The organism is Ruegeria sp. THAF57, from assembly GCF_903914075.1.
In the GTDB taxonomy this organism is placed as follows: Bacteria; Pseudomonadota; Alphaproteobacteria; order Rhodobacterales; family Rhodobacteraceae; genus Ruegeria.
The window spans coordinates 33,513-46,535 of record NZ_CAIWNQ010000012.1; the positions used below are offsets into that span (position 1 = coordinate 33,513).

General features: G+C 59.6%; 14 protein-coding genes and 2 pseudogenes. 1 reads left to right on the top strand and 15 read right to left on the bottom strand.

The genetic code is table 11. From position 1 onward, the window contains the following. Positions 1-45 precede the first annotated feature (45 nt). The 3 genes from RUESEDTHA_RS19970 to RUESEDTHA_RS19980 form a co-directional block, all read right to left on the bottom strand. Positions 46-327, bottom strand: a complete 282-nt coding sequence (locus RUESEDTHA_RS19970) for a TrbC/VirB2 family protein (protein WP_009574106.1) — start codon at positions 325-327, stop codon at positions 46-48. A gap of 16 nt (positions 328-343) precedes the next feature. Continuing rightward, complete coding sequence (locus RUESEDTHA_RS19975) at positions 344-877, bottom strand: lytic transglycosylase domain-containing protein (RefSeq protein WP_180888401.1); 534 nt, start codon at positions 875-877, stop codon at positions 344-346. Positions 878-980: 103 nt separating this feature from the next. Beyond that, complete coding sequence (locus RUESEDTHA_RS19980) at positions 981-1,295, bottom strand: hypothetical protein (protein WP_008335576.1); 315 nt, start codon at positions 1,293-1,295, stop codon at positions 981-983. 132 nt (positions 1,296-1,427) lie between these two features. Here RUESEDTHA_RS19980 and RUESEDTHA_RS19985 point away from each other — a divergent pair, with 132 nt between their 5' ends. After that, positions 1,428-2,006, top strand: a complete 579-nt coding sequence (locus RUESEDTHA_RS19985; protein WP_152460878.1) for a hypothetical protein — start codon at positions 1,428-1,430, stop codon at positions 2,004-2,006. Here the strand turns inward: RUESEDTHA_RS19985 and RUESEDTHA_RS19990 are convergent. From RUESEDTHA_RS19990 to RUESEDTHA_RS20050, 12 genes and pseudogenes are all read right to left on the bottom strand, one after another. Continuing rightward, positions 2,000-2,200 carry a hypothetical protein gene (locus tag RUESEDTHA_RS19990; RefSeq protein WP_152460877.1) on the bottom strand — a complete coding sequence of 67 codons (201 nt, stop codon included), beginning with the start codon at positions 2,198-2,200 and terminating at the stop codon, positions 2,000-2,002. The genes RUESEDTHA_RS19985 and RUESEDTHA_RS19990 overlap by 7 nt on opposite strands. Positions 2,201-2,277: 77 nt before the next feature. Then, positions 2,278-2,487, bottom strand: a complete 210-nt coding sequence (locus RUESEDTHA_RS19995; protein ID WP_152460876.1) for a helix-turn-helix domain-containing protein — start codon at positions 2,485-2,487, stop codon at positions 2,278-2,280. A gap of 100 nt (positions 2,488-2,587) precedes the next feature. Further along, positions 2,588-2,788 (bottom strand): annotated as a pseudogene (locus RUESEDTHA_RS20000) (transposase); the annotation flags it as partial. A 141-nt stretch (positions 2,789-2,929) separates the two neighbouring features. Beyond that, positions 2,930-3,775, bottom strand: coding sequence for an alpha/beta fold hydrolase (locus RUESEDTHA_RS20005; protein ID WP_040179405.1), 846 nt, complete (start codon positions 3,773-3,775; stop codon positions 2,930-2,932). A gap of 20 nt (positions 3,776-3,795) precedes the next feature. Beyond that, positions 3,796-4,470 (bottom strand): annotated as a pseudogene (locus RUESEDTHA_RS20015) (OmpW family protein). Beyond that, positions 4,470-6,203: a GMC family oxidoreductase N-terminal domain-containing protein gene (locus RUESEDTHA_RS20020; RefSeq protein ID WP_040179402.1), complete on the bottom strand. Its 1,734-nt coding sequence runs from the start codon at positions 6,201-6,203 to the stop codon at positions 4,470-4,472. The pseudogene RUESEDTHA_RS20015 and the gene RUESEDTHA_RS20020 overlap by 1 nt, the downstream one beginning before the upstream one ends. A gap of 86 nt (positions 6,204-6,289) precedes the next feature. Then, positions 6,290-7,786, bottom strand: coding sequence for an aldehyde dehydrogenase family protein (locus RUESEDTHA_RS20025; protein WP_040179400.1), 1,497 nt, complete (start codon positions 7,784-7,786; stop codon positions 6,290-6,292). 93 nt (positions 7,787-7,879) lie between these two features. After that, on the bottom strand, positions 7,880-8,812 hold the full coding sequence (locus RUESEDTHA_RS20030) for a helix-turn-helix domain-containing protein (protein WP_040179399.1): 933 nt from the start codon (positions 8,810-8,812) through the stop codon (positions 7,880-7,882). Between the two features lie 487 nt (positions 8,813-9,299). Beyond that, complete coding sequence (gene pcaF, locus RUESEDTHA_RS20035) at positions 9,300-10,499, bottom strand: 3-oxoadipyl-CoA thiolase (RefSeq protein WP_009804213.1); 1,200 nt, start codon at positions 10,497-10,499, stop codon at positions 9,300-9,302. A 2-nt stretch (positions 10,500-10,501) separates the two neighbouring features. Then, positions 10,502-11,422: an electron transfer flavoprotein subunit alpha/FixB family protein gene (locus tag RUESEDTHA_RS20040; RefSeq protein WP_009804214.1), complete on the bottom strand. Its 921-nt coding sequence runs from the start codon at positions 11,420-11,422 to the stop codon at positions 10,502-10,504. Then, positions 11,422-12,180, bottom strand: a complete 759-nt coding sequence (locus tag RUESEDTHA_RS20045; protein ID WP_009804215.1) for an electron transfer flavoprotein subunit beta/FixA family protein — start codon at positions 12,178-12,180, stop codon at positions 11,422-11,424. The genes RUESEDTHA_RS20040 and RUESEDTHA_RS20045 overlap by 1 nt, the downstream gene beginning before the upstream one ends. A gap of 76 nt (positions 12,181-12,256) precedes the next feature. Continuing rightward, positions 12,257-13,012, bottom strand: a complete 756-nt coding sequence (locus tag RUESEDTHA_RS20050; RefSeq protein ID WP_009804216.1) for an SDR family NAD(P)-dependent oxidoreductase — start codon at positions 13,010-13,012, stop codon at positions 12,257-12,259. Positions 13,013-13,023: the final 11 nt, after the last annotated feature.

Below are 13,023 nucleotides of genomic sequence, written 5' to 3' on the forward strand. Positions count from 1 at the left end.
CACAACGCGTTCGGGTCCCTCGTAGGACGCTATTTTGCCGGAATGTCACGAGAAGCCGTCGACGATGGTGCCAGCCGAGAAAATCAGGACGATCCCGATGATGACCGAGGCAAACCAGCCCCAGTTGAGGCGCCCCATCATGCACATGAAGCCGGTGCCGATGACCGCGAGCGTGGCGACCGCAATCCCGATCGGACCGGTCAGCGCGGCCTCGACGGTTTCCAGCATGGTCTGGATGGGTGACAAGTCTTGCGCGAGGGCGGGCGTTGCGAAAGCCGCCAGGGTTGTGGCGGCAGGCAAGAGGCGGCTGAGGCGATGTCGAAGCATGCGAAGTTCCCTTGTTTTACTGAAGATCGATGAGGACTGGCGCGCGGGCTGGCACGCGGGTCGCGACACGGATGTCCGGCGCGGAAACGGATGTGCCCGCGAGTCGGGCCCGGATCCGGTGGATGCGCGCGATGTAGTCGCGGGTCTCGGCGAAGGGTGGAATTCCGGAATATTCGACCACGCGATGCGGCCCGGCATTGTAGGCCGCGAGCGCCAGATCGATGTCCTTGAACGTGGCGATCTGCGCGAGCAGATAGCGTGCGGCGCCATCGAGGTTCTGGGACGGATCGCGCGGATCGACTCCGAGGCTGCGGGCCGTGTCTGGCATCAGCTGGCCAAGACCGTAGGCACCCTTGGGGCTCACGGCAGTCGGATTGTAGCTGCTTTCGGCCTCGACCAGCGCTTGGAAAAGGACCAGCCAGTCGTCCTCATCGAGGCCGACCTGCCGCAGGGCACGGTTCCCCTGGTGCCGGTCAGCAGTCGTGCGGATCAGGGAGAGGATGTCGTCGCGGCCAGACGGCGGTGTGGCATCCAGCGAGGCAAGAACCACCCCGGCCTCAGCGCTATCACTCAGCCCCACCCACGCAGGCCGCGCGCCATGAAAGGTCCAGCCCGAGGTCCGGGCCGCCCCGTCACGGCCAAAGGCGATGACGTCAGCCGCGCTCCTCGAGGGTGATGCTGTAATCAGGACCAAAGCGCAGATCGCGCCCGTCACCGAACTCGAGATGATGTTTGAAGAGCCCTGGCCATATGTTGAAATACCGCGGCTCCGGACCGTGCGGGGTGATCCGGGTTGAGACCAGAATGGCTTCCGGTTCGCCCTCGCGCAGGTAGATGCACTGGTAGCGCGGCTTGCCATCGTCCGTGAACCCCACGAGTTCATACCGGCAGCGGAACGCGATGCCCTTCTCGGACAAGTCTTTGACACCGTCTATGGTGATCAGGATCTGGTTGCGCGCTATCGGCATGTTCGGACTCTCCCCACGAGAGCCCTTCTACTTCACGACACTAAGGCCATAAAGTTATATAGAGTCAATACGACATATTGCAGAAAACTACATATTGCACGATAGTTGCCGCAACTTTTGCGGGAGAGTGGCATGAGACGACAAGTAATGGCGGCGATAATCGGGGGTTTGGCAGGCTTCGGAGCCCCGGAGAAGGCGCAAGCCTATGACATCGACTGCGCCATCATGCTCTGCATGGCGGGTGGTTTCCCCCCGAGTGCTGTCTGCGCGCGGGCCTATCGCACGATGATCCGCCGCATCACGCCCTGGCCGAGCCTGCCGCCCTTCGGGGTATGCACCTTTGCCCATGTGCCGGTCGAGCTGGGCGGGCCCGGCGGCGAGGGCGAGCTCGACACCAACCTGCCCGAATACGAATGGCTGAACCGGACCCATGTGATCTGGTTCACCGGGCGCTCCTACGAGCCGCGTGACGAGCCGCGTCAGTGGGACTGGTCGATCCGCTCCTGCGATCGTGAGAACCGGACCTGCCGCTATATCCAGCGGGTCTACGGGTCCCACACGCCCTGGCCCACGACATTCGTCTCGGAAAGCGGACAGGAGATCGCCTATCCGAGCGGTGGCGGCCTTTGGCACTTCTATTCCCGCAGCATCATGGTCGAATTCGGCGACTACGAGGGCAACATGGGTCACTCGGAGTGGTTTTCCTACTGATGCTGTCTGTCCGACAGTTTGAGTGACACTGGCCGTACTATGACAAGCGTAGGGTCGTAACTGTCAGGATCCACGAATTGGCGGCGGCTCACGCTTCCATCATCCCAGCGATAGTCGGTGAACACATGGGTTTCCTGCGTTCCGTCGATGATAAACCCTTCCAGGAAGGGCCAGCCAGTCTTTCTCTTCGCCATGTACCCGCGCCACTCGTATCGTTCTTGCCGTTATGTCTCTCGCGTTGGGTGACGGGATCAAAGCCTCAGGAAGCGCACTAGCGTTTCGCGAAGAGTTCTTCGGGGTCGACATTGAGCGCCTTGGCGATGCGTTCGAGAAGGTCGAGGGAGGCCGCGAACTTGGCGTTCTCGACCTTGCCCATATGGCCGCGGCTCACGTCGGCCCGATGAGCAAGCTCCTCCTGGCTGAGGCCGCGGGCGCGTCTCAATTCCTGGATGTTCTGTGCTACACGGTCCCGCAAGTTCATGCCCGCGAAACGGACACGATGCGCGAAATGTCACCACGCGATATATGTTACATTCGAAGGTGCTGAGAAGAAATCTGGGAACGGCGCGAGATCGCCGGAATCGGATGCCTGCCTTCTCATCCTCCAAAGCCTTCAGCTTGGCCGCATCAGACACTTCCATGCCGCCATACTTGGATTTGAATTTATAAAATGTGCCCTGGCTGAGACCGTGCTTGCGGCAGACCTCTTCCGTCGGCATCCCGGCTTCCTGTTCTTTGATCATCCCGATGATCTGCGCTTCTGTAAAACGGCTCTTTCGCATCTGTTTGCTCCTTCAAGAGGTTGAGCAAACTCTACATTAAAGTGCGGGAGGTTTCGGGGGGCAGGTCACTAAGGGCGCGATATCGGGGTGTTTTGTTAACGAATGCACGGATACCGGAACACACTTTTTGGCGTGCCACAGTCACGGGTTGTCGACATCCGCGACAAAAGCCGTCAGATCCGCGTTGAACCGATCCGCGTGTTCCAGATGCGGCAGGTGACCGCAGCCATCATAGAGACGTTTGCGAATGGCATTTGTTCCCTGCTCGAGGAATCGCAGGTGATGCATTGGCGTTAGCTTGTCCTGCTTGCCCCAGATCACCATAACCTGCTGGTCGATTTCGCCCAGCCAACCATGCAGGTCACGCACCAGTTCACGGCGGAATCCGAACAGGTTCGACAATCCACGCAGGGTCTTCAGAAAGGCGCGTTGCGCCCCTGGCATGCGGGCGAAGGCCAGTCTTGCGCGCACGAGTTCATCGGTCACCAGGCTCTTGTCATGAACGACCTCCCCCATCAGCATCCGCATCCCCAGCGGGTTCGGCCAGGTCAACATTTCTCCCAGCCCCGGCAGGGTCGAGAGCCGGAAGAGAATGTAGGTCTCATAGCCGATCACTGCAGGCGAGACGAGGGTCAGCGAACGGACCCGAGCCGGCTCTGCGCGCGTGAGCCCCAATGACAGCCGTCCGCCCATCGAGTGCCCCACGAGGTGGAAACTTTCGAGCCCGAGTTCCGTCACGAAGGCCCGCAGAAACGCGACCTGCGCATCGAGCGACAGGTCTAAATCGGCGGGCTTGTCGGTCCTGCCGCAGCCCGGCAGGTCCACCGCCCAGACCCGGTATCGCTCGGCGAGCGGGCCGATATTGCCCTGCCAGTCCTCGATGGACGAATAGATCCCGTGGACGAGGAGCACCACCGGACCGGACGTGCCGACTTGCCGGTAGCGCGTCCTCAGCCCCATGATATCGACGTAACGATCTTCGCTCATGCAATGCTCCTCGTTTGTCGTCAGAACCGATACGACACACCCAACGTGACCGTGACCGGATCGAGCGTCAGCTTTGAGCCCCCCACCACCGGTCCGGCCCCAGTGGGCGCTGTGAAATCTGTTTCGGTTTCCAGCCAGGATTTCTTGATCTCTGCAAAAGCGCCCCATCTGTCGTCGATGGCGTAGTCGACACCGGCGACCAGCACCGTGCCTCAGCCGTTATCGACCGACACGTCAGCAAGCGCCGCATCTTCTTCGTCGAGGATCAGCCCATAGACCGCACCTGCTCCGATATAGGGTGATACCCTGCCGTCGGTGTTGAAATGGTAGCGCAGGGTCAGGCTTGGGGCGCCATAGGTGACATCGCCCAGATGCCCGAACGCCTCAAGCGAACCGGCACCGTAAAGGCTGGTTGTCGCGGGAAGGCCGAGGCCCAACCAGACCGAAATGTCCGGGCGAAAGAAGTACCCAACCTCGAAAATGGCTGTGACATTGTCGTCGATCCGAGCATCACCGCCTGGCACTTCTACGCCGCCTATGCTGACGGTCGCGGCCTCGTCAAAGAACACACCCGTCAGCCCGGCCTTCAACTCGATCTTGCGATCCGAAAAGTCCTGCGCCTGAGCGCTCTGGAGCGCCGCCACCAACGCAATCGCGGCCATAGCGGGTCGGGTCAATATCGCTTGCAAAGTCATCAGATCGCTCCCACCAGAATGTCGGCCATCCGTTCGCCGATGATCACGGTTGGGGCCATCGTGTTGCCGGTCGAGACCTGCGGCATGACTGAGGCGTCGGCAATCGACAGTTTTTCGATGCCATAAACTGACAGCGACCCATCCACGACCGACATCTCGTCCGTACCCATCTTGCAGGTGCAGCTTTCGTGGAAATAGGTCCCGGCAGCGCTGCGGGCGAAGTCCTTGAGGTCTTCGCCCGACAACGCGCCGGGCATCACCTCGCGTTTCACGAACTCGGCCATCGGGGAGGAGTTGCCGATTTCGCGGCACAGTTCAATGCAGCGGGTGAGCGCGGTCAGGTCGGCCTCTTCCTTAAGGAAGCCGCCGTCAATCGAGAGGGGATCGCTGGGGTTCGGCCCCGTGAGCCGCACCTCGCCGCGCGATTTCGGTTTCACGATGCCGGGCGCGATAGTCCACGACCCCGCCGGAACCTCGAAGGCCGGGCCATGGACTTCCGATGCGTAGGGCACCTCAATCTGGAAAGGTTGTAGGTCGGGTGTGTCGAGGTTGGAATTCGACTTCCAGAAGAATGTCGCCTCGGCCGCCGAGTTATGCGGCGGCAGCGGGGTGTCATACTCCCATACGCAGCCCGCGGCGAGGATGTGATCCTGGAAATTTTGGCCGACCCCGGGCAGATCATGCGCTACCTCCACGCCAACCTCGCGGAGGTGAGCCGCCGGACCAATACCTGACTGCATCAGGATTTTCGGCGTGTTGATCGCACCTGCCGAGAGCACGACGCGTTCATTCGCGCCCACGGTCATCACTTCGCCGTCCTTCTCGAAAGTGACGCCCGTCACGGTGGTTCCATCAAGCTCGACGCGGTGGACGGTTGCGCCGGTCACCAGTGTGATGTTCGGGCGCTTCAGCGTTTCCCAAAGGTAGTCGGCGGGCAGGTTGCGGCGCATCCCGTCCTTGATCCGCACATTGGCGAGTGCCGCACCGCCCTCGCCTTCCATCATTTCGCCGTTCATATCGGAATAGGATGGAATCCCGACGCTTTCACAGGCTTGCAGAAAGGCCGGCGCGATCGGGTTAGGGTCTTCGACCTCAGTGACGAAAAGTCGCCCTCCCGTGCCGCGGCGGCTGTCATCTGCTGGGCCGTGCCAATCTTCGATCCGCTTGTAAATCTTCAGCACATTCTCGTAGTTCCAGGCCTCATCGCCGGTTTCGGCGGCCCAGTGGTCGAAATCGTTCTTGTGGCCACGCGCCCAAATCATCACGTTGATCGACGATCCGCCGCCAACAACCTTGCCCATCGGTAGGATCAGAGAACGCCCGTTCACCTTGTCGGAAGCCTCTGCGGTATAACCCCAGTCACGTTCGGAACGGATATTGGTGGGCCACATCAGCGGGTTCAGTACTTCGTCAATCTGATCGGTATCGCCGGCTTCCAGCACCAGTACGTTGGCATCGGTTTCGGCTGCCAGTCGTCCAGCGACCACAGCGCCGCCTGACCCGGAGCCGACGACGATATAGTCATAGGATCTAGCCAGGTTCTGCGCATTATAGCGCTGCGTGATCGCCGCATCGCCCAGTTCCTGTGCCCAGACTTTGGCTGTCGCCAGCGATGCGCCGGCCGCCACGGCCATCTGTATAAAGGCCCGCCGCCCGATGCGGCCATGCACCAGCCCGGCCTGAAGCGTCATCAGCCTATCGCCCTTTTCGAGTGCTTTCGAAAAAATTTTCATGATTGTCCTCCCAAAGACATAGTCGCCCGCTCCAAACGGCTCCTCACCGCATGAGGAGCGGGCCAATTCTTACTTTCGGCTAGCGTCTAGAACGGCAGTGGGTGCGGCTGACGCTGGGTCGAGATCCAGCGCTGCGTTGTAAAGGCCTCGATGGCGCCTTTCGGTCCCCATTTGCCGCCGCCACCCGAAGCCCCGATTCCCGAGAATGGGCAATGCGGTTCGTCGTGGACCGTCGAGTCGTTGATGTGGACCATGCCCGCATGGATGCGCTCGGCCAGAAGTTCACCGTGCAACACATCGCCGGTAACGACAGAGGCAGACAGACCATAAGGCGTGTCATTGGCCATCGCGATGGCTTCATCTTCACTGTCAAACGGCGTCACGGTGGTCACGGGGCCAAAGACTTCATCTGTCCAGACATCCATCTCCGGCGTCACGCGGGTCAGCACCGTAGCGGTGTAGAACGGTCCTTGGGCCTTGCCGCCGCATTCAGCTTTGGCACCAGCCTTGACGGCTGAATCCACCATGGCCTCGATCCGGCGCAGCTGACGGGTGTTGATGATCGGGCCGACCACGCAGGTCTGTTCGTCGGGGTTGGTGGGGACGAAATTGACTGTCTTAGCCACAAGCTTTTCGACAAACGCATCATAAATCGAACGGTCCACCAGAACTTTGTCGCAGGACATGCAAATCTGGCCCTGATGCAGGAACGAACCAAAGAATGCCAGATCGACTGCACGGTCGAGATCGGCATCCTTGCGCACGATCATCGAGTTCTTGCCGCCGAGTTCGAGCACGATCGGTTTGAATGCCTTGGCGCAAGCGGTCGCGAGAAGCTGACCGACGCGTGTTGAGCCTGTAAAACTCATCACCGCGATCCGTTTGTCATCTACAAAAGCATTTCCCACCATGGCCGCACCGTCGCGGGAGGTCGTAACAACGTTGAAAACACCCGCTGGGAAACCCGCGTCGTTGAAGAGTTCCGCCAACATCAGGCCACCGGACAGGGGACTGTCTTCTGAGGGTTTCAGAACGGCGGTGTTGCCGAGCGCCAGCGCATAAATGAAGCCTCGCAGCGACAGGTAAAGGGGGAAATTCCACGGGCTGATTGCGCCCACGACGCCTGCGGGCGAGCGCAACGTGCGATTTATCTTCCCCGGTACCTGGCTCGGATAGATCTCGCCGATCTCGCGGGTGGTCAGCCCGGCGGCTTCGGCGAGCGCCAGCGGTACTAGCGAGCATTCAAACATCGCCTTGCCAAAGCCCGAGCCGGTCTCAGCGACGAGCATGTCCACGAAATCCTGCTGACGCTCCACAAACAGTGCCGCAGCGCGGTGAAAAAGCCCTGCGCGCGCAGCAGGAGGCAACGCCGCCCAGTCTGGCTGCGCCTTTGTCGCTGCGTCAATGGCCGCCGTCACATCGTCCGCAGTTGCGTCCGCGACTTGCGCAATGGTGTCTCCGGTGGTGGAATTGTCCGTCGCGAATGTCTTTTCGTTGCTGGCCGCGCTCCACGCGCCGCCAATAAACATCTCGCGGGCCGGCACTTTTGTGTCCCCGCTGCCTCGCTTAAGCCAATCGAGCATTTTCTTTCCTCCCAAGATGAATTTTGGATATATGAAAATGCGATCAGAATTATTGCGCCATGAACAAAACACGCAACACTTGGAACAAAACAATCAAGACAACATACTTGGCGGTCTCTGACGGCGCTTACGATAACCCGCAGGCGTTTCGCCTGTGGTCTTGCGGAAAGTTCGACCGAAATGGCTCGCATCAGAAAAGCCAAGCTCAAAGGCAAGAGCCTCTATCGGCGTCAGAGACTTGCGCAATTGACGTTTTGCCTCGGCGATGCGGACCTTGTTGGCAAAGCGCGCCGGCGTGGTGCCGAAGTACTTCTTGAACTGGCGGTTCACGGACGATTCCGACGTCGCGGCAGCACGTGCCAGTTCCGCGATCGGCACATGGCGGTGCAGGTTGTCCCGGATGAGGCTGGCTACCGCCGCAATACCGGAATCGTGCGATCCGTATTTGCTGACAAGCAGGGAACGCCCGCGAAGCTGGAGTAGCCGTAGAAGAAGATCGTCAATCTTGGAGTCAATGCGCAAATCGGAAAACACATCTCTTTCGGTCCGAAACAGGCGCATCAGGTTCGGCAGATCAAGCTCATCCGCCTCGCCGCCCCGCAACACCGAGAACGCTGTCCAGTCGAGCGACATCGCGATCGGGTGCCCGCCACGCGTCATGGTCTCGTTCAGTCGTCCAAGCACTGACTCGACGCGCTCGTTTTCGATCTCGATGCAATCGCATTCAATCGGAGCGTCCGTGCGCGCCATGCTCAAGTCGATGTCGATTTCCAGCCCCGGCGGGACGAACATGACATCGCCGGGCATGAAGTCGAATGCGTCGCTGTCCGACACGCTCATGATTTTGTGACCGCGTCCCAGGCGGCAGATGATCGGGTTGGCAAAGCAAAACTGGACCCGTGCAGGGGTGTTTGTGAAGTAACTCGCTGCCTCCGAATGCGAAGCATAATGCGCGGACCGGTATTCGACCAGTTTCCTCACCCGGCGCTCCGCCTGACTGTTTCTGGCTAAATCTAGCTGGGTCATTTCATTTCTCCCTTCACGACCGACTGACGCGGCGCCCCTTTCCCGGTCACTCTATGAGGTGCGCACCGAGGAAATTTCTATTAAACTAATTTTCTGCCAATCGGGGTGTGCAACAAAGGTAACAATTGATACCTTGTGTTTACCGCGAAGCTCACATGTAGGATTGGGTCGAAATGGTATCACTCGAAACCGCTAGCGGCAAAGTCCGCGACGGTTATCTGTGAGCGATATCTGAACTGCGACTCATGTTGGGATTGTCCGTCGTCAGAGTTTCCCGGATCACTTCGGCCGTTTTCCATCCGAGGCATTTTCTGGGTGTTGCGTTGAGGCGGTCACAGATCATTTTCAATTCATGATCTGTGACCGCCGTGATGTTGCGCTTCCAGCAAGATAGGGCATTTATCGCAAGCCAGTTTAGAATGTGCCCGGCTACAAGAAATTAAACGCATAATTAGACTTATGTTAGTTTTGTGGTTGTCGCGGCACCTCAGACAGCTTCGAGCGCGATTGCAATCCCCTGTCCCACGCCAATACACATGGTCGATAACGACTTTTCTCCAGGTTTGAGGTCCAGCATCGCTGAACCAGTGATGCGGGCACCTGACATGCCAAGCGGATGGCCGAGAGCAATAGCGCCGCCGTTCGGGTTCACGCGGGCGTCATCATCCGCGATCCCCAGGTGCCGTAGTGTGGCCAGACCCTGCGAAGCAAAGGCTTCGTTAAGTTCGATTACCGAGAAGTCTTCTTGTTTCAGTCCAAGTCGCGCCATCAGCTTTTCCGACGCCGGTGCCGGCCCGAAACCCATGATGCGCGGTGCGACGCCCGCGGTTGCGCCGCCCAAGACCCTTGCGATCGGTGTGAGGCCAAATTTTTTTGCGACGTCGCTGGTGGCAAGGATCAATGCTGCGGCACCATCGTTCACGCCCGAAGAATTCCCAGCGGTTACAGTGCCGTCCGCTTTTACGAAAGTTTTCAGTTGGGCGAGCGCTTCCAAAGTCGTACCCGCGCGAGGGTGTTCATCCTGTACGACGATCTTTGGCTCCCCCTTTCGCTGAGGAATCTCTACCGGGACAATTTCACGGGCCAAACGACCGTTCGCCATGGCATCTCTCGCCTTTCGCTGCGAACGCATGGCGAAGGCATCTTGGTCGGCGCGGTTGATGCTGAAGTCTTCCGCTACGTTTTCGGCCGTTTCAGGCATGCTGTCGACGCCGTATTGACTCTTCATCTGTTTATTGACGAAGCGCCAGCCGATGGTGGTGTCTTCAGCAGAATTTTCGCGCGAGAATGCAGTTGTAGCTTTTGGCATCACAAACGGAGCACGAGACATGCTTTCCACACCGCCAGCAACAATGAGATCGGCTTCTCCAGCTTTGATCGCGCGGGCGGCTGTGATTACGGCGTCCATACCCGATCCGCACAACCGGTTCATCGTCGTGCCAGGGACACAATCCGGAAATCCCGCGAGTAGCAGCGACATGCGTGCGACGTTGCGGTTGTCCTCGCCCGCCTGGTTGGCGCAGCCGAAAATCACTTCGTCAATGGCCGCTAGATCTAGCTTCGGGTTTCGGCTGGCCAGGGCCCTGAGTGGGATTGCACCAAGATCGTCGGCTCGCACAGAAGAAAGCGCGCCGCCATAGCGACCAATTGGTGTGCGGATGTAATCGCAGATGTAGACGTTTGTCATTCTTAGAGTGCCTTTGTCATATCCGGGACGGCGTCGAGCAGGTCTGCGACCAGGCCGTAGTCGGCGACCTGGAAGATCTGGGCCTCTTCATCCTTGTTGATGGCGACGATGACCTTGCTGTCCTTCATGCCTGCAAGGTGTTGAATTGCCCCGGAAATCCCGACCGCGATGTACAGCTCGGGCGCCACGACCTTGCCGGTCTGGCCGACCTGCCAGTCGTTCGGTGCGAACCCGCTATCCACCGCCGCGCGCGAGGCGCCGACCGCCGCGCCCAGCTTGTCGGCCAGGCCCTCGATGATCGCGAAGTTCTCCTCGGAACCGACGCCGCGACCGCCCGAGACCACGATCTTGGCCGAGGTCAGTTCCGGACGATCCGACGCCGCGACCTTGTCCTCGACCCAGGCGCTCAGGCCCGCGTTGCCGGCCGCTGCGATGGCCTCGACGGCGGCCGAACCACCCTGGCCAGCCGCGTCGAAGGCGGTGGTGCGGACGGTCAGTACCTTCTTGGAATCGTTGGACTTTACCGTCTGAATCGCGTTGCCCGCGTAGATCGGGCGTTCGAACGTGGACCCGTCCACGATGGCGGTGACGTCCGACAAAACCATCACGTCCAGCAGCGCCGCGACGCGCGGCAGGATGTTTTTCGCGCTCGCCGTGGACGGAGCAACGATATGTTCATAATTGCCTGCCAGGCTGACCACCAGATCGGCGACCGGCTCGGCCAGGCCGTTGGCATAGGCGGCGTCATCCGCCACCAGAACCTTTGCCACGCCGTCGATCTTCGACGCGGCCTCGCCTGCGGCAGCGGGGCCCGCAACCAGAACGGTCACATCGCCCAGCGATTTGGCAGCGGTCACCGCCTTGGCGGTGGCGTCCAGCGCCAGTGCACCACCGGCGATTTCTGCAAGGAGAAGAACAGCCATTACACGATCCCCTTTTCTTTCAGCTTCGACACCAGCTCGTCGACCGAGCCAACCATTTCCCCGGCCGAACGCGCGGCGGGCTCTGCCGTCTTGACGACGGTCAGGCGCGGCGTGACATCGACGCCGAAATCGGCGGCGGTCTTTTCGTCCAGCGGTTTCTTCTTGGCTTTCATGATGTTGGGCAGCGAGGCGTAGCGCGGCTCGTTCAGGCGCAGGTCGGCGGTGACGATCGCCGGCAGCTTCACCTTGATGGTCTGCAGACCGCCGTCCACTTCGCGGGTCACGACGGCATGCTCGCCCTCGATCGCAACCTCAGAGGCATAGGTCGCCTGACCCCAGCCCAGCAGCGCCGCCAGCATCTGGCCGGTCGCGTTCATGTCGTTGTCGATCGCCTGTTTGCCCGCGATCACCAGGCCCGGCGCCTCGGCGTCGATCACGGCCTTTAGGATCTTGGCCACCGCCAGCGGCTCGATATCTTGGTGCACGTCGTCGGCGGCCACGACGAGGATCGCCCGGTCCGCGCCCATCGCCAGCGCCGTGCGCAGCGTTTCCTGCGCCTGTTTCACGCCGATCGACACGACGACAAGCTCGTCCGCCTTGCCCGCTTCCTTCAGACGGATCGCCTCTTCAACCGCAATCTCGTCGAACGGGTTCATCGACATCTTCACATTCGCGAGACCAACTCCGCTACCGTCCGCCTTAACGCGAACCTTCACGTTGTAATCAATTAGGTGTTTTATAGGTGCAATTATTTTCATTGGCGTTTATCGTCTTGGAAATTTGCAATGGCAGTAACGGCCCGGGTTCCAGGCCGTTACTTGGGATGTGTCTCTGTCAATTCGCAGTATAACCGCCATCTACTACAATCTCTGCTCCGTGAACGAACGATGACTCATCCGATGCGAGGAACAGGACCGCATTCGAAACCTCTTCAGGTTTGCTTGGCCGCTTGAGCAGCGTGGCCCCCAGAATTGCCTGCCGGGTCTCTTCGTCGGCGTGTAGCAGATCTTTTGTCATGGGAGTATCGATGACACCGGGATGGATCGAATTGACACGTATGCCACTTTCGGCCAGGTCGACTGCGCAGGATTTGGTCAACATCCGTACGGCGCCTTTGGATCCAATGTAGGCTCCCGCCGAAGCGGCACCAACAATCCCATAGATTGAAGAAATATTGATAATTGATGCTTTTTCGGTCTCTTTCATCAATGGAACCGCGGCTCGGATACCGAGATAAACACCGCGTACATTGACGTTGATCGTCATGTCAAATTCGTCAGGCGAGGTTTCGTGGAGCGGCTTCAGAATGAGAATGCCAGCGTTGTTCACTAGCACATCAAGTCGACCAGCACTTGATTGCACCGTGGAGATGACATTCTTCCAATCTTCTTCAAGCGTCACGTCATGCTGAATGAATTCCGCCTTCCCTCCGGCTCCAATGATACCTTTTACTACGCTTTCACCCGCTTCCGTATCACGGTCGGTTACAAATACATGCGCGCCTTCACGTGCCAGCGTTTCACAATGGGCTTTTCCCATGCCCATGGCGCCACCTGTTACCAGTGCGACTTTTCCGGATACCCGTCCCATAGTTCTCTCCT

Bases quoted from the DNA above. Each gene is read 5' to 3' on its own strand.
- RUESEDTHA_RS19985 (WP_152460878.1), top strand. From the start codon at position 1,428: ATGAGACGACAAGTAATGGCGGCGATAATCGGGGGTTTGGCAGGCTTC.
- RUESEDTHA_RS20020 (WP_040179402.1), bottom strand. From the start codon at position 6,203: ATGAAAATTTTTTCGAAAGCACTCGAAAAGGGCGATAGGCTGATGACG.
- RUESEDTHA_RS19980 (WP_008335576.1), bottom strand. From the start codon at position 1,295: ATGCCGATAGCGCGCAACCAGATCCTGATCACCATAGACGGTGTCAAA.
- pcaF (WP_009804213.1), bottom strand. From the start codon at position 10,499: ATGACAAACGTCTACATCTGCGATTACATCCGCACACCAATTGGTCGC.
- RUESEDTHA_RS20030 (WP_040179399.1), bottom strand. From the start codon at position 8,812: ATGACCCAGCTAGATTTAGCCAGAAACAGTCAGGCGGAGCGCCGGGTG.
- RUESEDTHA_RS19970 (WP_009574106.1), bottom strand. From the start codon at position 327: ATGCTTCGACATCGCCTCAGCCGCCTCTTGCCTGCCGCCACAACCCTG.
- RUESEDTHA_RS20005 (WP_040179405.1), bottom strand. From the start codon at position 3,775: ATGAGCGAAGATCGTTACGTCGATATCATGGGGCTGAGGACGCGCTAC.
- RUESEDTHA_RS20050 (WP_009804216.1), bottom strand. From the start codon at position 13,012: ATGGGACGGGTATCCGGAAAAGTCGCACTGGTAACAGGTGGCGCCATG.
- RUESEDTHA_RS20045 (WP_009804215.1), bottom strand. From the start codon at position 12,180: ATGAAAATAATTGCACCTATAAAACACCTAATTGATTACAACGTGAAG.
- RUESEDTHA_RS19995 (WP_152460876.1), bottom strand. From the start codon at position 2,487: ATGAACTTGCGGGACCGTGTAGCACAGAACATCCAGGAATTGAGACGC.
- RUESEDTHA_RS19990 (WP_152460877.1), bottom strand. From the start codon at position 2,200: ATGGCGAAGAGAAAGACTGGCTGGCCCTTCCTGGAAGGGTTTATCATC.
- RUESEDTHA_RS20040 (WP_009804214.1), bottom strand. From the start codon at position 11,422: ATGGCTGTTCTTCTCCTTGCAGAAATCGCCGGTGGTGCACTGGCGCTG.
- RUESEDTHA_RS20025 (WP_040179400.1), bottom strand. From the start codon at position 7,786: ATGCTCGATTGGCTTAAGCGAGGCAGCGGGGACACAAAAGTGCCGGCC.